The sequence below is a fragment of the Psychromonas aquimarina ATCC BAA-1526 genome, from assembly GCF_000428725.1.
In the GTDB taxonomy this organism is placed as follows: domain Bacteria; phylum Pseudomonadota; class Gammaproteobacteria; order Enterobacterales; family Psychromonadaceae; genus Psychromonas; species Psychromonas aquimarina.
Genome location: NZ_AUAM01000043.1, coordinates 18,529 through 37,115 on the forward strand (window position 1 = coordinate 18,529; position 18,587 = coordinate 37,115).

Here is an 18,587-nt window from a genome sequence, read left to right on the forward strand (position 1 = left end):
CACAGTCAAATAGTCGCGTAAGATGCACACTTTTTATTCTTTCTACTAAATAAGGACTATTTATGATTAACCCGGTTTTACTCTCGGTATGCGTAATGCTTGCCCTGTCGCTGATGCGTATCAATGTCGTCGTGGCATTAACGCTCAGCGCTATGATCGGCGGTTTAAGCGCAGGCATGTCGTTAACGGATACGGTTAGTGCGTTTGAAGGCGGTTTAGGCGGCGGTGCAACAATTGCATTAAGTTATGCAATGTTAGGTGCATTTGCGGTAGCTATTTCTAAATCAGGCATTACCGATCTGTTAGCACAAACCATTATTAAACGCATCCATGGCAGACACCCGGATCATCTTACCTATGTCATTAAATATGTTGTACTCTCTTTAATTCTGCTGATGACAGTCGCATCACAGAATGTCGTCCCGGTACATATCGCCTTTATTCCTATTTTAATTCCACCGCTGCTGGCTGTATTTACTAAATTACGTTTAGACCGACGTTTAATTGCCTGTGTTTTAACCTTCGGTTTAATCACCCCTTATATGGTTCTTCCGGTTGGATTCGGGGGCATCTTTTTACATAATATTTTATTAAAAAACTTACATGATAACGGCTTAGATGTAACTGCCAGCCAGGTACCTACGGCAATGATTTTACCTGCCTTAGGTATGGTGACGGGTCTGCTGATAGCGGTATTTTTCAGTTATCGAAAACCTCGTGACTACCCGGTTACAGAGCCTGTTAAGCAGTCAGAAACTAAGGCACTGGACAAACGTCATATCACAGTTGCCTGTATTGCGATTATCGCAACATTAGCAACACAGCTGACCTCCGGCTCTATGATTATCGGTGCATTAGCAGGTTTTGTAGTATTTACTGCCGGCGGCGTTATCGCCTGGAAAGAAACCCATGATGTGTTCACTAAAGGTGTGCATATGATGGCAATGATAGGTTTTATTATGATTGCGGCTGCCGGTTTTGCCGCGGTAATGAAATCAACAGGCGGCGTTGAAACTTTAGTGGAAATGCTTTCCACAAGCATTGGTCACAACAAAGGGTTAGCGGCCTTATTAATGCTGGTTATTGGTTTACTGGTAACTATGGGTATCGGTTCATCTTTTTCAACGATTCCGATTATCGCGACAATTTATGTACCGCTTGCTGTCGCATTCGGTTTCTCACCGATGGCAACTATTGCCCTTGTGGGTACAGCAGCAGCACTGGGCGATGCAGGCTCTCCTGCATCGGACTCCACACTAGGTCCAACATCCGGTCTTAATGCCGATGAGAAACATGATCATATCTGGGATACGGTTGTACCTACCTTTATTCACTACAATCTGCCGTTAATCGCATTCGGCTGGATTGCTGCTATGACTCTATAGTTGTTTCAAAGTAACAAAAAAAGGGAAAGCAGACCGACTGTTTTCCCTTTTTTATTTCCGCCAGGTTTTCTAGATAATAATCAGCTCACCCTGCAGTGCACCGGCCTGTTTAAGCGCTTCTAAAATTGCCATTAAATCACCAGGCGCTAACCCGACTTCATTGACTGCCCGTACTAAATCATTAAGGCTGATGCCGGTATCAAATTTAAACATGCGGCTGTCTTCCTGGGTGACATTAATAGTGCTGTTATCTGTAACTTCGGTTCTTCCACCTGCAAATGCATTAGGTTGAGAGACCTCTTTATTTTCAGTAATTGTTACACTGATACCGCCATGGGTGATCGCTGTCGGCAGTAATTTCACATCCTGGCCAACCACAATTGTGCCGGTGCGGGAGTTAACAATAATTTTGGCGTTAGAGCGTGCCGGTTCAAATTCTAAGTTTTCCAGCGTTGATAAATAAGAAACCCGCTGAGAAATATTACGCGGTGCCAGCACCTGTACAGAAGTGGCATCTAATAAACTGGCTGTATTCGGCCCAACTAAATTATTAATAATATCAGCCATTCTTTTCGCCGTAGTAAAATCAGACTGGTGCAGATTAAAAGTAATTGTGTCCCCTTTAGAAAACGGTGACACAACTTCCCGCTCAACAATTGCACCGTTTGATATACGTCCGACAGTCGGAGTATTAATAACAACCTTGGATCCGTCAGCTCCCTCGGCTCCTAAACCACCGACCACTAAACTGCCCTGTGCAAGTGCATAAACATTACCGTCGACCCCTTTTAAGAAGGTCTGCAGCAGCTCTCCGCCGCGCAGGCTTTTTGCCTCTCCAATTGCCGATACTGTAACGTCAATCTTTTGACCACGTTTAGCAAAGGGTTTTAACTCCGCAGTGATAGCAACGGGGGCAACATTTTTAATTTTTAACGTCTGACCCGCAGGAATATTGATACCAAAATTACGCAGCATAGTTGCAAACGCCTGCTCGGTAAACTTACTGCTTTTCTCACCTGTACCCGGCAGACCAACAACTAATCCATAACCAACCAGCTGGTTGCTTCGCACTCCCTGAACACTGGCAATATCTTTAATTCGCGCGCTGTAACCCGCGGCCGAAAATGTCAGCAGAAGCAGACTTAAAAGTAATCTGATTGTAAACTGCATAGCAAACTCCCTGCTTATCAATCTTTGTCTGGTTTAAAAAGGCCAGTACGGGCCGCTGAAGAATGCTGTTAACCAGCCCTGTTTCTGCGTATTGGCAAACTCACCGGTACCGCCGTACTGAATACGGGCATTTGCCACACGCAGTGACGGAACGGTATTATCTGAACTTACATCTTCAGAGCGGATAATGCCTGTAATGCGCACAAACTCTTCACCGTTATTAAGCATTAACCATTTTTCACCGCGTATCTCTAAATTACCGTTACTTAATACCCTGGTTACATTGACTGTAATACTGCCCTGTAAACTATTACTCTGGTCAGCATCGGAATCACCTTCAAACTTACTCTTCTGACCTAAACCAAAACTGGCACCCGAAGTTGATAATGCATTACTCCATACCGCAGGCACTGTCATCTGATCAATGCCCAGATCATAGTCATTTTTCTTTTCTAGACTGGTGCCGGCTTGTTTCTTTGCTGAAGTCGATTCTTGTAAGAAAACAGTAATAATGTCACCAACACGATGCGCTTTTATATCTGAATAGAGATTATTAGCATAACTAGGCTGAAAAAGAGAGCCGCTTTCCACTACATCAAGCCCTGGTTCCTGCGGTTCAACCGGAGCGAATTCCGGATCATTTTTCATTTCTTCATTGGGCAGAGAGGTACAGCCGCTTAATAAAACAATGCTGATTACCAGTACAGCTTTAAACATAACACACCACCTATTATAACTGCTGACTAACGTAAGAGAGCATTTCATCAACCGCAGAAATTACTTTTGAGTTCATTTCATAAACACGCTGACTCTCAATCAGATTTACCAGTTCTTCGGTAACATTTACATTGGATGTTTCCAGCATACCCTGACGTAAAAAGCCAAGACCGTCACCGCCCGGTGTTCCCTGCAGCGGTGCGCCGCTGGCACCTGTTTCAGAAAACAGATTCTCTCCCAGCGGTTCAAGTCCAGAGGGGTTAATAAAATCATTTACATTAAGCTGGCCAACCACCTGGTTTTCCGCCTGTCCTAAAATACGCACCGATACCTCGCCTTCCGAACCAATACTGATCGACTGGGCATTAGTTGGAATTTGTACCTGCGGTAATAACGGATAACCCGATCCCGGCGTGACAATAATGCCTTCTTCATTTAACTGAAACTGACCATTACGTGTATATGATGAACTGCCGTCGGGCATTTCGATTTCAAAAAAGCCACGCCCGTCAATCATGATGTCTAATGAATTCGATGTTGTTAAAGCATTACCTTGAGAAAAGTTTTTCTGCACAGCAACCACTTTTGCACCTGAACCGATCATTAACCCGGAAGGAAGTTTTGTATTCTGCGTCGCATTTGCGCCCGGCTGGTTAATATTCTGGTAAAGCAGATCTTCAAAAACAGCACGGCTTTTTTTAAAACCAACGGTGCTGGCATTAGCAAGGTTATTAGATATAGTGGCTACATTAGTCTGCTGAGAATCTAACCCTGTCTTACTTATCCATAAAGCGGGATGCATAATCTTTCTCCTTAATTCTTTTAATAACGGCTGTTTAGCTGATCACTAAATCAAACCTAAACAACACGTAATAGAGATTCTGAACTCTTATCAATCTCTTCCGCTTTTTTCATCATTTTAATCTGCATTTCAAACTGACGCTGCAGATTAATTAAACTGGTTAACTCACTGCTCAAATTTACATTCGATGATTCCAGTGAACCGCTCTCAAGTGCTACGTTAAGGCTCATCTGCGGATCAACACCATCGATGCGTCTGAATAAACCGTCACTGCCGCGCATCAGATCTTTAATATCCGGGTTAGCCAGTTTAAGCTGTGCAACCTCTTCAATGGCTTCTGGCGGAGCACCTTCCGGACGCACTTCAATCATACCGTCCTGACGAATATTAAATTTTTCAACCGGTAACGGAATAAAAATAGGCGTACCTTGCTGACTCAGGAGCTGATTGCCCTGATCATCCACTAAATACCCCTGCTGATTAATATTTAAACCGCCGGCGCGGGTCATTGCCTGTTCACCTGACTGCGATTCAACTACCAGCCAGCCTTGATCACGAATAGCAACATCTAAATCACGGCCGGTTGTATGTAACGTACCGCTATCAAAATTCTGCCCGGGCTCTTCTGCCAAAGCAAAAACGCGGGTGGGCAGTCCTTCTCCATATACCTGCATACTTCTTGCTTGCTCAAAGCTTGCTTTAAAACCGGTTCTGTTAGCATTCGCCAGGTTATTACCATGAACAGCCAGGGAATTCATGGTCTCTTTAGCACCAGACATTGAAATATAAAGAAAGCGATCCATTTTGATTCCTTAACCGGTTTAAACCGATACGACGAGTTACTTCTACACAGAAGTAAATGCAAAAGATATGCCAATAACATTAAATAGGAAAATAAAACAAAAAACGCACCGTGAAAGGTGCGTTTTATTAAACAAACAGGGGAGAATATAATGATTAACGTATCTGCAGTATAGTCTGCTGCAGAGTATTATTTATCTCCAAGGCACGAGAGTTGGCCTGGAAATTACGCTGTGCGGTTATAAGATCGACAAGCTCTGTCGTTAAATTGACATTAGACTGCTCAAGTGCGCCGGAGTTAATCGAACCAAATGAGCCTGTTCCTGCTTCACCGGCAAGCGCATCACCCGAGGTTTGCGTCGCAATCCAGTTCGTTCCTGTCTGAGTCAACCCCTGCTCATTACGAAAGCGCACCATAGCAACTCGCGATAAAGGCTGTGAAGTACCGTTACTGTAGGTTGCCTTCACCAGACCGTCTTCACCAATTTCAACTCCGGTTAAGCGCCCGACGGTCAAACCATTTTGATCCAAGGCGGTTACTTCAAATGATGAAGCAAACTGGGTCGGATCTTTGTAGTTCAGCGTGAAACGCTGCGTCCCGTCCGCACCAAGATTTAATACTCCAGCACCATCTCCAGTCGTGAGAGTCGAACTTGGATCATCAAGACCTAATGACTGATAGGTTAATGTTGCAGGATTACTACTAGTAAAGCCCCCCACTGAATCAAAGGTTAAGACTGCACCTCTATGCGTAGAAACAGCACCAGTAATAGGATCTGTGGTGGTATAGGTGGCATTCTGGGGAGTCCCGTCGGCAACACCGTCACTATTGACATCAAGATCATACACCCCCACAGCAGCGGCCGGCTGTACAGGCGGCGCTGCAGTCGGATCACCTGTAACATCCCAAGGATCAACCGCTTTACCGTCAACTGTGACATAGGTTATCCATTGGTTAACCCCGGTATAAGCTGCATTTTCCGGTTTAAGATAATAGGTAGTTAAAATATGCGATTCACCTAATGAATCATAAATGGTCACTGAAGTTGCATTATTGTAAGTCTCAGGTTTTGTCGGATCAAACTTAGAAGCATCTTTCGCATCATCATTCGCCGGTAAATTTAAAGTAATACCAATTTCTGAAGTAGAAACAGGTACACCGGCAGTTTCCGGTATTTGAATCGGTTGAGTGGTGGTCAAACTTATTGACGAAGAAGAGCCGTCTTCATTAACTGGAAAAGACTGCAGATAATTTCCGCTGTTATCAACAATGAAATTCTCGCTGTTAAGTTTAAAAGTCCCCGCACGGGTATAGCTTAAATCACGAGCAGTTATATCACTCGTTGTGGCAAAAAAACCACTGCCGGTAATCGCTAAATCTAACGGATTCTGTGTAAATTTCAGGCTACCCTGATGAAACTGCTGTGCGACAGATGCAACGGAAACACCGTCACCTACTTTTGTTTTACTATTGGAAAAAAGAGAATTTGCATAAACACTGTCAAATTCTGCCCGCGATTCTTTAAAACCAACCGTACCAACGTTGGCTATATTATTTGCTGTAGAATCCAGATCCGTTTGAGCAGCAGCAATCCCGCTTAATGCAATATTAAAAGACATAATATTTTCCTCTTATATATTTTCTGCAACTTCAATTGCATCAGTTAGTTTAATGCCGCCCAAGCCCTGAAGGTTTAGGTTAACACCTGACTGCCCGCCGCCTAAACTGACACTTTCGACATGCGCATAAGCGCCAGTTGTTAATTCTTCACCTTTACCGTTTACCAGACCGTACGCTTTTAATGTGTATTGCCCCTCTTTGACCCGTTCTCCTTTGGCATCTAAACCGTCCCATGAGAAGCGTTTATTACCAGCACCGATATCACCAAGCGGAAAAGAGTGAACAACTACGCCGGAAGCATCTTCGATATTAATTTTTACCTCATGAGCGCCTGTTGTTGTACTTATTGAACCGGACACATCACCCGATTCCGACAGGTAAGCCTGATTACTTGGAATAAGCACTTTTTTTCCAACTAAAGATGAAGCTTCGAGTGCCTGACTTGACGTTAATACCTCGGTCAACCCTGTAAGTTCAGTCCCCATATCAGAAATACCTTCAGCGGTCGTAAAGGAAGTCATCTGTGAAATCATTTCTGAGTTATCAACTGGTTTAAAGGGGTCTTGAAAAGCAAGCTGCTGGGATAATAACGAAAAGAAATCTTCCTGTGTCAGCTGCTGTTTCGCATCAATCTCTTTATTGGCCGCAATCTGCTCTTCAGTTAAAGGAACATTCAGGTTTAATGAGCTGTAATTATTAATTGTAGTCATAGCTTACCCCTTAGCTTTTGCCCATTTGTAATGTACGGCTCAGCATCTGTTTAGCCGCATCGGCAATCTGAACATTGGTCTGGTAAGAACGGGAAGCACTGATCATATTTGCCATCTCTTCCATCACATTAACGTTAGAGTGGTATATAAAGCCGTTTTCATCAGCCTTTGGGTGATTAGGTGCATATTCCTGATTTAAGGGGGCAACACTTTCCACAATGCCTTGAACCTTGACGCCGACATCACTGCTTAAACCACCCTTAGCACGGTTTAGCTCCGCGGCAAAAACAGGATGGCGGGCGCGATAAGTTTGCTCTGCACTGCTGCTGACACTATTGGCATTTGCCAAGTTACTGGCAGTTGTATTTAAACGTACAGATTGAGCACTCATACCCGTTGCTGATACATCTAATACTCTTAATAAACTCATAATAATTCCCCTAGCGTCTGATTACTGACCCTTGATAGCCTTACGCAAACCTGAAATTTTACTGTTTAGAAAATCTAAACTTGCCTGATATTCCATACTGTTTTTCATAAATAAGTTACGCTCTACTTCTAAATCTACTGTATTACCGTCACCGGTATCCGGCTGATTGCCCATGCGGTATAACTCGCCGGACTGTGCCATAGAAAATGACTGAGCAAATTTATGGCTGTCGTGGGTACGGTTCAGATGCACACCAGAGCGTGATTTGGCACTTTGCAGTGCATCTGCAAAGTTAAGATCACGCGCTTTATAACCTGGTGTATCTGCATTTGCGATATTACCCGATAGAACTTCAGTACGACGGGAACGGATTCCTAAGGTGTGCTGATGGATTCCAAATGCTTTTTCAAAGTTAATCGCCATAAATTTCTCCTCTGAGAGAAATACTGCAAACTTTGTGCCAAATAATAAATAAGAGCATAGTTATTTATTATTTTTATCGTAAACAGAGAGGCTGACGCAGGGTTATTAGCTGCTGTTAGCGGGGGAAAAGAACTTATAAAGAAAACGCGATTGAATAATACCTGTTTATAACGCTCAGAAAGGTAAAGCTTGAACGGGCGGAAAGCGGGAGCGGAAAAAGTGGCAAATATTGCCTCTCTATTTCGAATAAAGAGGCAAGGTTAAAGGCTTCTTCTTATTTACCTTTTAATTTATAGATAATGCCTGGATTACAGCGCACCATTTCAAAACGATCCGTCAGACCGGTTAAAGACTCAGATGCTCCAAGAATCAGGTAACCGCCAGGGTTTAATGCGCCGGCAAACTGGTTAAGTATTTTTGATTTCACATCATTTGAAAAATAGATCAGTACGTTTCTGCAGAAAATGATATCGAACTTACCCAGTGTGGCATAGCTGTCTAACAGATTATAATTTCTAAAGTTAGTCAGTTTTTTGACTTCCTGTTTAACCTGCATTTTACCAGAGCCGTCATTAACCCGATCAAAAAACTGTCTCTTACGCTCTTCTGATAAACCTCTTGATAAAGCCAGCGTATCATAAGTACCTATTTTACACTGCTCCAGCATGGTATTGGAAATATCCGTACCAATAATCTGTACGTTCATTCCAAGAACCGCTTTTAATTTCTGATACTCTATTGCAGTCATCGCAATTGAGTATGCCTCCTGCCCGGAAGAGCTGGCGGCAGACCACATTTTAATACTCTTTTTACTTTCCAGAATCTCCGGAAATATTTTATTTGATAACAGATCAAAAGGGTATTTATCACGAAACCATAACGTCTCATTAGTCGTCATTGCATCAATAACAGCAGTTCTTAATTCTCTATTTTTATAACTCATTGACTGATGAATCAAATCCGAGAGTTTTGGAATAGAGAATTGTGTCATTAAAGGAATCAATCGACTTTTTACAAGGTACTGTTTATTTCCTCCGAGCACGATACCGCACTGAACTTCTAGAAAATCGGAAAATTGCTTATAAATGTCGTCTGAAAGAGCTCTCACAAATAGTTTCTCACTTATTATTTATTTTTTAGGTCATCTAGATGAATAACCTTTTGTACCGCTGCAGCTAACTCATCCGGGTTAAACTTAGCAATAAAATCATCAGCACCTACTTTTTCAACCATAGCCTGGTTAAAAATGCCGCTTAAAGAAGTATGTAAAATGACATGAAGGCCAGAAAGATCCGGATTGGCTTTAACTTCAGAGGTCAGAGTATAACCATCCATTTCCGGCATTTCCACATCAGAAATCATTAAAGCATAGCGGTCTGTCACAGGCTGCGTTTTTGATATTTCTTTTAATAAATCAAGTGCTTCTTTACCGTCCTTAACTAAATCACACTCAATACCCAATGCACTTATTGCTCTTACTATCTGCTTACGGGCAACCGATGAATCATCGGCAACAAGAATTTTCTTATCAGCGACTCTCTCTTTTATATCCTCTTCAATAACATCGGCGGCAACTTCAGTATTAACCGGCGCAATTTCATCGAGTATTTTTTCAACATCAAGAATTTCAACTAATGAGCCGTCAATTTCCGTGACAGCGGTTAGATAGTTATAACGTCCGACGCCGTTTGGAGGAGGTAAAATATTTTCCCAGTTGATATTAATAATACGTTCGACAGAGCCGACTAAAAACCCCTGTATTGATCGGTTATATTCAGTAATGATAATAAAGCGCTCTTCAAGGTTATCAATTGCCCGCCCCCCTGTTGCCAGGTTCATATCAATTACGGAAATAGTTTGTCCGCGAATATGAGCAACACCGCGAATTGAATGGTGAAGTTTAGGCAGTGCAGTTAAAGGAGGACATTGTAGAACCTCTTTCACTTTAAACACGTTTATACCGTAACGCTGGATACCGCCTAATTTAAAGAGCAGTAGTTCAAGTCTATTTTGTCCGACTAATTGGGTGCGCTGATTTACAGAGTCTAACAGACCAGCCATATTCTATTCCTTATATCTTATAGGTATTTACATTTAAATAGTTCTATAATGATAGCAATTACATTTAAAAATTAATGCCTACCGCTACGGTAATTCATTAACAAACAAGGTTATTATGTTAAAACGTTTCATCTTTCTTTTTCTTAGTTTAGGCTGTTCTTACACTTTTGCTGATACTAATTACCGAAAAGATATCGAAAACTTTGCAGAGTCTCTTGTTTTTGATAAATATGGCGAGCAGCAGACACTTAAAAATGATGAAAAATTATACATTAAAGCCGCGCCGTTAGATAAGCGCAGAACTTTTTCACCATGTATATCAGATCTTAAAGGTGAAATAACCGGCTCAAAAGTCAAGAAAAAGACATCTATAAAAGTAACCTGCCCGGATCCGGAAAGCTGGACAACCTATGTACGTGTAAAGGTAAAAGTGTTAGTACCAAGTGTTGTTGCTGATCAGCCTCTCAGCAAGGGACAAGTCCTCAACAAAACTAACATTAAACTAATTTACATTGACAAGTCGCAGATTAGGAACGGCAGTTTTTCGCAGGTTAATCTGTTGTTCGGAACCCGGCTAAAACGTAATATTTCACTGAATAAAGTAATTAAAAACCGTGACATCTGCTTTGTGTGTAAAAATGATAAAGTGACCATTAACGCAATTAAAAACGGCTTATCAATTAAAGCTTCGGGCATTGCTCTAAATGATGCTAATATTGGTACAGTGGTAAGAGTTAAAAATTCACGCACACAGCGCATTATTGTCGGTACCGTTTCAGGTTTAAAAGAAGTACAAGTTTCATTCTGAGTTTTTGTGATTTATTACTAAAGAAATTGTTATGTCAGTCGATATAATAAACACGTAATACTATTGGGATATGGTTATGAGTATAAATATCAATCAACAGACGACACAAAAAAACATTGTAATTGAGCAGAACAAAACTCAAAAACAACAGGATGTGCGCAGCCAGGGGCAGGCCGGTACAAGCAGCAGTAAAGATTCTGTACAGCTGACGTCGCAGGCTTTGAACTTAAATAAAATGCATAAACAGTCGCCTACCGAGCCCAAAGTGAATAAGCAGCGTGTCGAAACATTAAAAGCGGCGATTTTAAACGGGGATTACAAAATCAATACCGAACGTTTAGCTGAAAAACTAAGTAAGTTTGAAGGCGACTTTGGCAAGGCATTCAGCTAATAATAGAGTAATACGAAATAATGCTATTATCCCAACTAAATCAGCAGCTAGAATCTATTAATAATCTTCAGACTACCCTTGAAGAAGAAACAGCCTGCCTGAAAGAAAAAAACTTTTCCTCACTCAATGATCTTCTGTTCAAAAAACAAAAATTACTGCAGGCGGTAGGTGAACTTGATAAGGTTTTATCAACAGCGGCGTCACAAGATGAAATCAGCGCAGATGACAACCTTTCTCAACTTAAGCAGGAAATTGAACAGCAGCTGCAGGCCTGCCAGAAAATTAATGATATTAACGGCCGGCTTGTTGAACTAAGCATGAAAAGCAATAAGCACCTGATGCAGGTAATGACCCAGGCAAGCGGCAGAAACAGCGTCACCTATGATCAAAAAGGCACACTTAACAGCGGTCAGCTGCTGGGTAAAAATATTAAAGCCTAGTCCAGTCTTAGTAATAAATCTGATTCTCAACCTTAATCACTGAGTTACTATTTTTACCGAACTGTGGAGCATCTAAAAACGGCAGAGTCTGCATATTAAGTTCTAACTCAGTAATGTATACATCACCTTCGTGATAACTTCTCAGTACTCTAGCCCCCCTGACTAACCCTTTAACAGTCGATTTAATCTGATCCTCCTGCAAGCGGGATTTACTCATATTATTTTCAGCACTCAATAATACCCCGTAGATCTGCTCAGCCATCTCTTTATACGCCTCTAGTTTTGACGCTTTTATCGCATTTAACATCTGCAGATCAAAGCTTTCACCTTTCTGCAGAGCAATAGGCGCATAACCGACAGAGGTAAAAGTATGCTGGTAGTTCTGCATGCTGCCAGCCGCGTATTCATTAGCCGGCTGCGCACATGAAAACAGAAACAAAGAAGTACTTAAGATCAGTGTGAAAGGTCGAATTGAGCATAAACAATATTTCATGGTAGTTTCCCTGCCTGGATAAAATCAGCGTTATTTTTTAAACAAGCAAGAAGTAAGCCAGTGTAACCATAGTTATTTTACCAGCTGCACCTGAGCTCTTCCCTGACGCATAAATTTACTATTTCGAGAGTAATATTTCTTCGTCTGATAGTCATACTCTCCGCCGACAAACATGCTATGGGGGACAAAAGCACTACTGGTAGACTCAACTATATTCGAATCAACATTAACGATACGCACATTGATAATCATGCCCTCTTCATTACGGGACATAGTACCGGTCAAAAGGCGCTGAACATCAACGTTTTTGTTTAATTTTTTCCAGTCTCTTGTTAATGCAAACTCTCCCTGCGGAGTCAGCTGGATATTACCAGTTAACTTAAAATCAACAACACGCAGGCTGCGGATATGCAGTTCATGAATAAACTGTTCTGAAATAGTCTGACCAAGCCAGTTGGTCTCTTTATGGTTATTTAAGTCAACAATTGAAGTAAGAGCGATAGATTCGTTATGATATTTATTAGGGAAGTTATACAGGAGCTGATCTGCCATTTTACTGACGACCTCTGACAGGATCAGCGATTTTTCTCCGTTAAACGAATACAAATGCCCGTAACCATTAGACTCAGTCTGCACGCCTGATGTTTCACGATTAGCATCCGCTTCTACATTTCCGCTGCTGTATGAGTGGGCGATATAATAATAAAGGTAGTCATCACTATTTTGTCTTTGCGCAACGGCCGTATCCTGAGTGGTTGACGGACTATCGGTCTTTTTTAATCCAACCTTCATGTTACTGCACCCCGCCAGTGCTAATAACATGAAGCTGACAAAGAGAAATTTTTTCATTCGATACCTACCTTGGATAATGAAGTTTGTAAATTCACTAATACTATCGGCATGACTTGTAATAACTTTAATAAAGAATTGGATAACACACTAATTTATATAACGTTAAATTTCTGGTTCAAATCTTGCTTTGTTCTAGTTAAAGCAGGACTCTTAATCACACCTGAATTAAGAATACATTTCGTGACGGACATTAAAGGTGATCAAATGATCAAATCTCTTATCTTAGCTTGCGCCCTATTTTCGACAGTGGCAGGCGCACAATGGTTTCAGTCATCCGGTGATGCTTTTATTATTGATAACGATGTTGAAACTGCGCGTGAGAAAGCATTAAAAAAAGCGGTAAAAAATGCCCTTCTTTTCTCAGGAGGTGCTATTTCCAGCCTGCAGCAGGTCAATAATGGAGTACTTGTAGAGAATAAATTAATACTCAATAGTGAAGGAGAAATTAAAGCCCTGACTATTGTTGATGAAAAGCAAGATGCCAAAAAAGTTTATATCAAAATAAAAGTTGATATCGAGCCCCCCGAAAAAACCTGCTTCGGCAGTACTTATGCAAAATCATTAGCCGTCACCCGCTTTAAGCTCAACAATCCAGAACAAGCTATACCTGGTGATATCCATTTGATTAATCAACAGATAAGTAAAACACTGTATAACCAGTTAAAACTTTCACCACAAAGTTTAAATGTCAGACGTTTAGTAAACAAACCTGTGAAGCTAGGAGAAAAATACAATAATAAATATATTGCTGATACATTACGCGCCCTATCAACCCAGACAGACAGTCAGTATATTATTTATGGTGAAATTGACGATCTGTCGGTTAAGTTTGACAGCAAGAACTCAATTAGTTATTGGCTGACTAACCCGCCCCGCCACTTTTATCTCACCGTATATTTATACGATGCACTGCAGGGACAGTTACTTTCGAGCAAGCAATATCGAAGCAAAGCACCATGGCAGTACAATAAACATGACGCGGCCGATCTGCAGAGTAAACTATTCTGGGAGCGAGACTACGGACAGGCAATTCTCTCCGTACTCGATGATGTTAATTTTGATATAGAAAAACAGCTCCAGTGCCAAGTGCCAACGGCAAAAATAATCTCTGTACGTAATAACAGCGTGCAGATAAACTTAGGCAGAAGAAATGGAATCAGACAAGGAGCAGTTTTATCACTCTCCTATTCGAGCAATTATAAAGATCAGTTTGGTATTGAAAGAAGCTCCCAGAGCCAGTATCAAGGCGCGATGGAAGTTATTGAAGTACACGAAACCAGTGCAATTCTGCGCACTGTAGACAGCTACCCGTTAAGTAATATTCAAATTAATGATTTAGCACGTATTAAATAGCTGATTTTAATAGTATAGTAGCGGTATCTCCTCATAGCTCAACAGGATAGAGCACCCGCCTCCTAAGCGGATGATCGGGGTTCGAGTCCCTGTGAGGAGACCATTTAAAACAATGAGTTACAATCAATTTGTTAAAATGGTCATCTAAAAACAACAAAACCGCCTGTAGTTACGCCTGCAGTTAGCAGTATCCCTCCTTTTTCAAAACGACCAGTTAAAATCGAACGTGTCCACATTCATTTCTGTATGTTTATCTGATTCTGCTTTCACTATCTCAACCGGCTTGTCGGATTTAATCCGCACATCAACCTGCGATTTACTCTGCACTGTTGGGTGACGCAATATACCGCTGTAACCTTTATTTTGTACTATTGGTGATTTCACTGAATCTTGTGCAGTCTGACTGGTCTGCTTGTCCTGCTGAGAGTCTTTTATTATTTCTCTTACTATCTCAAGCTTCTCATGCGTTTCCTTAAATTCAGACTTCACCAGTTTGTTTTCTTGAGGGCCTTGAATCTTCTCTTTCACAATTTCGAGCTTTTCGTGAGTTTCTTTAAGTTGAGGTGACACGGTTCCATAATTATATGTAGATGCCGGTTTTGTACCTAAAAGCTGAAACGGTACTTTTGCAAAGCTTTTCAGCCCCTTATTATTACCATCAGTTCGATCTGATTCATTGGGGGCGTTTACAGTATTCTGCAGGGGCGCTTTGATTTGCCGCCTTACAGTTTCAAGCTTATCGTGAGTTTCTTTAAATTCACCATTGACTGCATAGTTAATGCTTTTATCACCAAACTGACCGACCGATTTATTAAATGCTTCTAAATCCTTCTGGGCCGATTTAATGCTTTCTCCCCAACCAGGAGGCAATAAGCTGTCCGGAATTAATGACACCATTTTCATCAGGGCACGCGGGAGCAGTAAAATATTCTGAACTAAGGTGCTAATAATGGCGCCTATACCTGCACCTATCCGTTTAAATACCGCCCATAATGTTTTAAGCACCGGTTTTAATATGCCCATTTTCTCCATTAGATAAATAATACCAACCGACAAGGCAGCAACACCTGCGATAATCAGCCCCATAGGGCTAGCGAACATAGCGGCGTTTAAGGCAAATATAGCTATCTTAAACAGAGCAAGCCCGGCAATCACTTCGGGCATGTGTTGTGATAAAACCACGATGCCTTTACCTAATAATTTAAACGCCTGAAATAATGAGCTCACCACCTCTTTCACTTTTTCAATGACTTCTGCTCGCCACTGTGCATTTTTAAATTTCTCTGAGAATTCAGTAAATAAAGCAGTTAACTTTTCCATAATCGGCGTTAATGCTGCAAACTTAATAGAGCGGAACGACTCCTGTATTTTCTGCATCGCATCATTATAAGCCTCTGCTTTTTTAGCATCTTCCGCTGTGACACCGCCACCAAGGGCATTAAACTCTTTGCGCGCACTGGTCAGCCCTGCAGTTCCCTCTCTCAGCATGATCAACATATTACGGCCGTCTTGACCAAAGGCGGCATCAGCAAAGGCCATCTGCTCTTGATTGGTTTTTAACTTAGAAAATGCATTCAGAAGTTTGTCATAGGCCTGCTCAGTATCAGTGGCGTGTTTTAGCTCTTCGTATAATGGATTTTTACCCTTTTTAAGAAAAGAGCCCATTGCTCCTGCGCCCGTAGTCTGCAGTACACCTAATCGTTTGGTGAATCGAATCATCGCCCCAGTCATGGTATCTGTGCTTACGCCTGCATGCTCAGCTTGTGACTGCATGGCCTGTAGTTCTTCAACGGGCATGTTTAAGTTTTGCGCGGACTTGGAAAGCTTATCCATTTCTCCGGCGACACTGTTAACCAGGGAAAATAAACCGGCAAAACTGGCACCGCCAATTACCGCCCCGATTTTGCCCACAGTAGCCCCGCTGATATTCGGCATTTTAAACTTAGAGAGCTTTGCTCGGACACGCTGCAGACGATCCTCTTTTTTGGTGAGTTTACCGATGATATCGATGCGCTGTTCATACTCTTTAGACAGGCGTTTTTCTTCACGGCTTAAGCGCTTTACATTAATGCCTGCTGATTTCATTTTATTCTGGGTTTTGGTTAATTCTTTGGTGTAAGCGTTTTGCGTAGCTTTTAATGTTTTTACAACATCCTGCTGTTTTTTAAACTGCTTCTGCAGTGCTTCAGAGGGCCTCTTAGTCGACTTCATTTTATCGCTAAGCTTGGCCAGCTTCTGCTGTGCTTCATTGAATTTAACGCTGTTTTTCCCCGCCTCTTTACCTGTTTTTCGTAACTGAGAAATTAATGCCTGGTTGCTGGTGAGTTTGTCGCTCTGCGCTTTTACCTGCGCAATCTGTTTACTGTATTTACTTTGTGTCGAGGTTATTTTTTTGAGCGGCGCGCTCATTTTATCGATGGTCTGCATCACCACCGAGAGATTCATTTTCATAGAAGCTTTCCTTTATTTTACTGCGTCAGCACAGGGTATATTTCATAAATTGAAAGTATTACGTGCTTTGCAGAGAAGGTGATAACAGGGGATGTTTTATGGGAAGTATCTAAAGTGCTTGCTCTAATGAACACACTTATATTGAAACAAAGAATAATAAAAAGGGGCTATTTAGCCCCTTGGTTAGTTTGATCTGAATTTATATTTTAGTGCCATTAATTTCGGCTTCTACAAGTTGTTCTGTCACTTTTTCATCCACAGCAATTTGTATTGTTATACCTGATCCAGTCCCCGTCCATGTTGTAAAAGTCGAATTCGAAGTCGAACCATCCTGATTCGTTTTAATATCGAATTTACACGCAGCATATGTTCCCGCAGGAACAGTAATTATCTCAATCCCTGCAAATGTAACATGTGTATTATATACCGACTCCTCACGACCGTATGGTGAATTACTAATAGACGTATATGTCTGCTCATAAGACTCCCCCTTATCAAGATTGAATCTGCTTAATAAACCCGGTTCATAATATATTTGAGTAGTATTAACATTAGAACCTAGAAAAGAATAAGATTTCTCATTATTATCAACGGAGAAGTAATTAAACTCCATTGCGAGTGAGTCTTCTGACATGACTTGTATCTGAGTTGCCATTTGCCCTCTAAATGAAGTGTTTTCAAGCGCCGCACTCTTCTGCTTTCTTGAAGTTTTATCCCCCTGCTTATAAGCGGTGATATATTCGGTGCCCTCTTTATATAATGTCTCATTAAAACAAACCGAGGCATTTTCAACTACTGGAGTAACTACTGGTTCAACTACTGGTTCAACTACTGGTTCAACTACTGGCGTAACTGTTGCACTATCGCTACTACTGCTACCGCACCCTGAAAGAACAGTCGCTAATACAACAACCGACAAGACCTTTTTTTTCATTTTATATTTCCATATACATTAATTAATAAATTTTCGCTCCCTCATGTTTAGGGGGGACGTGTTATAACAGAATTATTGATTATATATAGCGAACAAGATCACACGTATGACTTAGGGTTGATATTTCATTGGCCCTCAAGTAGAGAAATTGAAAAGTGAAATATTCTCACTCTTATTTAGGTAGCAAAACATATACTCTTCACAATTAACTTTCTGCAGTACTGCTACGCTTGTCAGCTTCATCTCTAAACAGTAATAACTCATCTAATGTGAGTTTATCTATTTCGCTGGGCTGCCAATGAAAGATAATGGCTAAGTCGGCATAAATCGACTCTATTCGTTCGGGGAGTCGATATGCACGAAAAAACTGGCCACCCCTGTAAATAAAGGAGGCATATTAACCGGCTCCAGGTTTATCATCTGCCGTTCGCTTAATTCACTAATTCGCGGGACTAAGGTCACCATGGTGTCCACGTCAAACTCCATAATCTTGGAGAAGGATAAACCGCGCATTTCACCGGCAAAGGGTTTACGTAGTGTTACTTCAGTGATTGCTTTGCCTTCTTCAATTTCAATCGGCTGCGCTAATACGGCGGTTTTAGTTGCTTTATTCATTGTTTTTTCCTTATTTATCCATGCCTGACTCATCAGATTCAAGCTTGCTTTCACATTCAGTCAGCAGTTTTTTCACACCGACATTTTCATTTAAATTAAGCGCGCTTTTAAAAGCTTTAACGGCAGTTTC

Annotated in this window: 21 protein-coding genes and 1 tRNA gene; 6 read left to right on the top strand and 16 right to left on the bottom strand. The window is 41.4% G+C overall.

Going from position 1 to position 18,587, the window contains the following annotated elements; all coding sequences use genetic code 11:
- Positions 1–65 precede the first annotated feature (65 nt).
- Entirely contained in the window at positions 66–1,385 is a 1,320-nt protein-coding gene (locus tag G337_RS0115235) for a Na+/H+ antiporter family protein (RefSeq protein WP_028864666.1), read from the top strand.
- A gap of 69 nt (positions 1,386–1,454) precedes the next feature.
- On the opposite strand, the gene G337_RS0115240 is transcribed toward G337_RS0115235, so the two are convergent.
- From G337_RS0115240 to G337_RS0115285, 10 genes are all read right to left on the bottom strand, one after another.
- Positions 1,455–2,555 carry a flagellar basal body P-ring protein FlgI gene (locus tag G337_RS0115240; RefSeq protein ID WP_028864667.1) on the bottom strand — a complete coding sequence of 367 codons (1,101 nt, stop codon included), beginning with the start codon at positions 2,553–2,555 and terminating at the stop codon, positions 1,455–1,457.
- Between the two features lie 33 nt (positions 2,556–2,588).
- Complete coding sequence (gene flgH, locus G337_RS0115245; RefSeq protein ID WP_028864668.1) at positions 2,589–3,272, bottom strand: flagellar basal body L-ring protein FlgH; 684 nt, start codon at positions 3,270–3,272, stop codon at positions 2,589–2,591.
- Positions 3,273–3,285: 13 nt separating this feature from the next.
- Positions 3,286–4,074 (bottom strand): flagellar basal-body rod protein FlgG, encoded by a 789-nt coding sequence (gene flgG / locus G337_RS0115250; RefSeq protein ID WP_028864669.1) that lies wholly within the window; start codon positions 4,072–4,074, stop codon positions 3,286–3,288.
- Between the two features lie 56 nt (positions 4,075–4,130).
- A complete protein-coding gene (locus G337_RS0115255; RefSeq protein ID WP_028864670.1) occupies positions 4,131–4,877 on the bottom strand; it encodes a flagellar basal body rod protein FlgF in 747 nt (248 codons plus the stop codon).
- 154 nt (positions 4,878–5,031) lie between these two features.
- Positions 5,032–6,495: a flagellar hook protein FlgE gene (locus G337_RS0115260; RefSeq protein ID WP_028864671.1), complete on the bottom strand. Its 1,464-nt coding sequence runs from the start codon at positions 6,493–6,495 to the stop codon at positions 5,032–5,034.
- A 12-nt stretch (positions 6,496–6,507) separates the two neighbouring features.
- Positions 6,508–7,206: a flagellar hook assembly protein FlgD gene (locus G337_RS0115265; protein ID WP_028864672.1), complete on the bottom strand. Its 699-nt coding sequence runs from the start codon at positions 7,204–7,206 to the stop codon at positions 6,508–6,510.
- A 10-nt stretch (positions 7,207–7,216) separates the two neighbouring features.
- Positions 7,217–7,636, bottom strand: a complete 420-nt coding sequence (flgC, locus tag G337_RS0115270) for a flagellar basal body rod protein FlgC (RefSeq protein WP_028864673.1) — start codon at positions 7,634–7,636, stop codon at positions 7,217–7,219.
- Between the two features lie 21 nt (positions 7,637–7,657).
- Complete coding sequence (flgB, locus tag G337_RS0115275; protein ID WP_028864674.1) at positions 7,658–8,059, bottom strand: flagellar basal body rod protein FlgB; 402 nt, start codon at positions 8,057–8,059, stop codon at positions 7,658–7,660.
- A 274-nt stretch (positions 8,060–8,333) separates the two neighbouring features.
- On the bottom strand, positions 8,334–9,167 hold the full coding sequence (locus G337_RS26345) for a CheR family methyltransferase (protein ID WP_037027627.1): 834 nt from the start codon (positions 9,165–9,167) through the stop codon (positions 8,334–8,336).
- A gap of 17 nt (positions 9,168–9,184) precedes the next feature.
- Complete coding sequence (locus tag G337_RS0115285) at positions 9,185–10,120, bottom strand: chemotaxis protein (protein ID WP_028864676.1); 936 nt, start codon at positions 10,118–10,120, stop codon at positions 9,185–9,187.
- A 115-nt stretch (positions 10,121–10,235) separates the two neighbouring features.
- Between G337_RS0115285 and flgA the strand changes: the two genes are divergently transcribed.
- The 3 genes from flgA (at position 10,236) to G337_RS0115300 (ending at position 11,759) form a co-directional block, all read left to right on the top strand.
- Positions 10,236–10,928 carry a flagellar basal body P-ring formation chaperone FlgA gene (flgA, locus tag G337_RS0115290; protein WP_028864677.1) on the top strand — a complete coding sequence of 231 codons (693 nt, stop codon included), beginning with the start codon at positions 10,236–10,238 and terminating at the stop codon, positions 10,926–10,928.
- A 76-nt stretch (positions 10,929–11,004) separates the two neighbouring features.
- On the top strand, positions 11,005–11,319 hold the full coding sequence (gene flgM / locus G337_RS0115295) for a flagellar biosynthesis anti-sigma factor FlgM (protein WP_028864678.1): 315 nt from the start codon (positions 11,005–11,007) through the stop codon (positions 11,317–11,319).
- Between the two features lie 20 nt (positions 11,320–11,339).
- Positions 11,340–11,759 carry a flagella synthesis protein FlgN gene (locus tag G337_RS0115300; RefSeq protein WP_028864679.1) on the top strand — a complete coding sequence of 140 codons (420 nt, stop codon included), beginning with the start codon at positions 11,340–11,342 and terminating at the stop codon, positions 11,757–11,759.
- A 7-nt stretch (positions 11,760–11,766) separates the two neighbouring features.
- On the opposite strand, the gene G337_RS0115305 is transcribed toward G337_RS0115300, so the two are convergent.
- Positions 11,767–12,252: an LPP20 family lipoprotein gene (locus tag G337_RS0115305; protein WP_157619330.1), complete on the bottom strand. Its 486-nt coding sequence runs from the start codon at positions 12,250–12,252 to the stop codon at positions 11,767–11,769.
- Between the two features lie 72 nt (positions 12,253–12,324).
- On the bottom strand, positions 12,325–13,101 hold the full coding sequence (locus G337_RS0115310; RefSeq protein ID WP_028864681.1) for a FlgO family outer membrane protein: 777 nt from the start codon (positions 13,099–13,101) through the stop codon (positions 12,325–12,327).
- A 207-nt stretch (positions 13,102–13,308) separates the two neighbouring features.
- On the opposite strand from G337_RS0115310, the gene G337_RS0115315 reads away from it, so the two are divergent.
- Both G337_RS0115315 and G337_RS0115320 read left to right on the top strand, forming a co-directional pair.
- Positions 13,309–14,457: a flagellar assembly protein T N-terminal domain-containing protein gene (locus G337_RS0115315; protein WP_028864682.1), complete on the top strand. Its 1,149-nt coding sequence runs from the start codon at positions 13,309–13,311 to the stop codon at positions 14,455–14,457.
- A 27-nt stretch (positions 14,458–14,484) separates the two neighbouring features.
- Positions 14,485–14,560: transfer RNA gene (locus tag G337_RS0115320), tRNA-Arg, on the top strand.
- 98 nt (positions 14,561–14,658) lie between these two features.
- Here the strand turns inward: G337_RS0115320 and G337_RS27785 are convergent.
- The 4 genes from G337_RS27785 to G337_RS0115335 form a co-directional block, all read right to left on the bottom strand.
- Positions 14,659–16,908 (bottom strand): phage tail tape measure protein, encoded by a 2,250-nt coding sequence (locus tag G337_RS27785; RefSeq protein WP_051303280.1) that lies wholly within the window; start codon positions 16,906–16,908, stop codon positions 14,659–14,661.
- 199 nt (positions 16,909–17,107) lie between these two features.
- The gene (locus G337_RS28915; RefSeq protein ID WP_028864683.1) at positions 17,108–17,842 is read right to left on the bottom strand and encodes a hypothetical protein; all 735 of its coding nucleotides are present in this window, start codon (positions 17,840–17,842) and stop codon (positions 17,108–17,110) included.
- Between the two features lie 205 nt (positions 17,843–18,047).
- Positions 18,048–18,227 (bottom strand): GpE family phage tail protein, encoded by a 180-nt coding sequence (locus G337_RS29500; RefSeq protein WP_342665399.1) that lies wholly within the window; start codon positions 18,225–18,227, stop codon positions 18,048–18,050.
- Positions 18,176–18,457 (bottom strand): phage tail assembly protein, encoded by a 282-nt coding sequence (locus tag G337_RS0115335; RefSeq protein ID WP_028864684.1) that lies wholly within the window; start codon positions 18,455–18,457, stop codon positions 18,176–18,178. The genes G337_RS29500 and G337_RS0115335 overlap by 52 nt, the downstream gene beginning before the upstream one ends.
- Positions 18,458–18,587: the final 130 nt, after the last annotated feature.

Excerpts from the sequence above, each read along its gene's own strand:
- G337_RS0115240 (WP_028864667.1), bottom strand. The coding sequence starts at position 2,555 with ATGCAGTTTACAATCAGATTACTTTTAAGTCTGCTTCTGCTGACATTT.
- flgH (WP_028864668.1), bottom strand. The coding sequence starts at position 3,272 with ATGTTTAAAGCTGTACTGGTAATCAGCATTGTTTTATTAAGCGGCTGT.
- flgG (WP_028864669.1), bottom strand. The coding sequence starts at position 4,074 with ATGCATCCCGCTTTATGGATAAGTAAGACAGGGTTAGATTCTCAGCAG.
- G337_RS0115255 (WP_028864670.1), bottom strand. The coding sequence starts at position 4,877 with ATGGATCGCTTTCTTTATATTTCAATGTCTGGTGCTAAAGAGACCATG.
- G337_RS0115260 (WP_028864671.1), bottom strand. The coding sequence starts at position 6,495 with ATGTCTTTTAATATTGCATTAAGCGGGATTGCTGCTGCTCAAACGGAT.
- G337_RS0115265 (WP_028864672.1), bottom strand. The coding sequence starts at position 7,206 with ATGACTACAATTAATAATTACAGCTCATTAAACCTGAATGTTCCTTTA.
- flgC (WP_028864673.1), bottom strand. The coding sequence starts at position 7,636 with ATGAGTTTATTAAGAGTATTAGATGTATCAGCAACGGGTATGAGTGCT.
- flgB (WP_028864674.1), bottom strand. The coding sequence starts at position 8,059 with ATGGCGATTAACTTTGAAAAAGCATTTGGAATCCATCAGCACACCTTA.
- G337_RS0115285 (WP_028864676.1), bottom strand. The coding sequence starts at position 10,120 with ATGGCTGGTCTGTTAGACTCTGTAAATCAGCGCACCCAATTAGTCGGA.
- flgA (WP_028864677.1), top strand. The coding sequence starts at position 10,236 with ATGTTAAAACGTTTCATCTTTCTTTTTCTTAGTTTAGGCTGTTCTTAC.
- flgM (WP_028864678.1), top strand. The coding sequence starts at position 11,005 with ATGAGTATAAATATCAATCAACAGACGACACAAAAAAACATTGTAATT.
- G337_RS0115300 (WP_028864679.1), top strand. The coding sequence starts at position 11,340 with ATGCTATTATCCCAACTAAATCAGCAGCTAGAATCTATTAATAATCTT.
- G337_RS0115305 (WP_157619330.1), bottom strand. The coding sequence starts at position 12,252 with ATGAAATATTGTTTATGCTCAATTCGACCTTTCACACTGATCTTAAGT.
- G337_RS0115310 (WP_028864681.1), bottom strand. The coding sequence starts at position 13,101 with ATGAAAAAATTTCTCTTTGTCAGCTTCATGTTATTAGCACTGGCGGGG.
- G337_RS0115315 (WP_028864682.1), top strand. The coding sequence starts at position 13,309 with ATGATCAAATCTCTTATCTTAGCTTGCGCCCTATTTTCGACAGTGGCA.
- G337_RS27785 (WP_051303280.1), bottom strand. The coding sequence starts at position 16,908 with ATGAAAATGAATCTCTCGGTGGTGATGCAGACCATCGATAAAATGAGC.
- G337_RS28915 (WP_028864683.1), bottom strand. The coding sequence starts at position 17,842 with ATGAAAAAAAAGGTCTTGTCGGTTGTTGTATTAGCGACTGTTCTTTCA.
- G337_RS0115335 (WP_028864684.1), bottom strand. The coding sequence starts at position 18,457 with ATGAATAAAGCAACTAAAACCGCCGTATTAGCGCAGCCGATTGAAATT.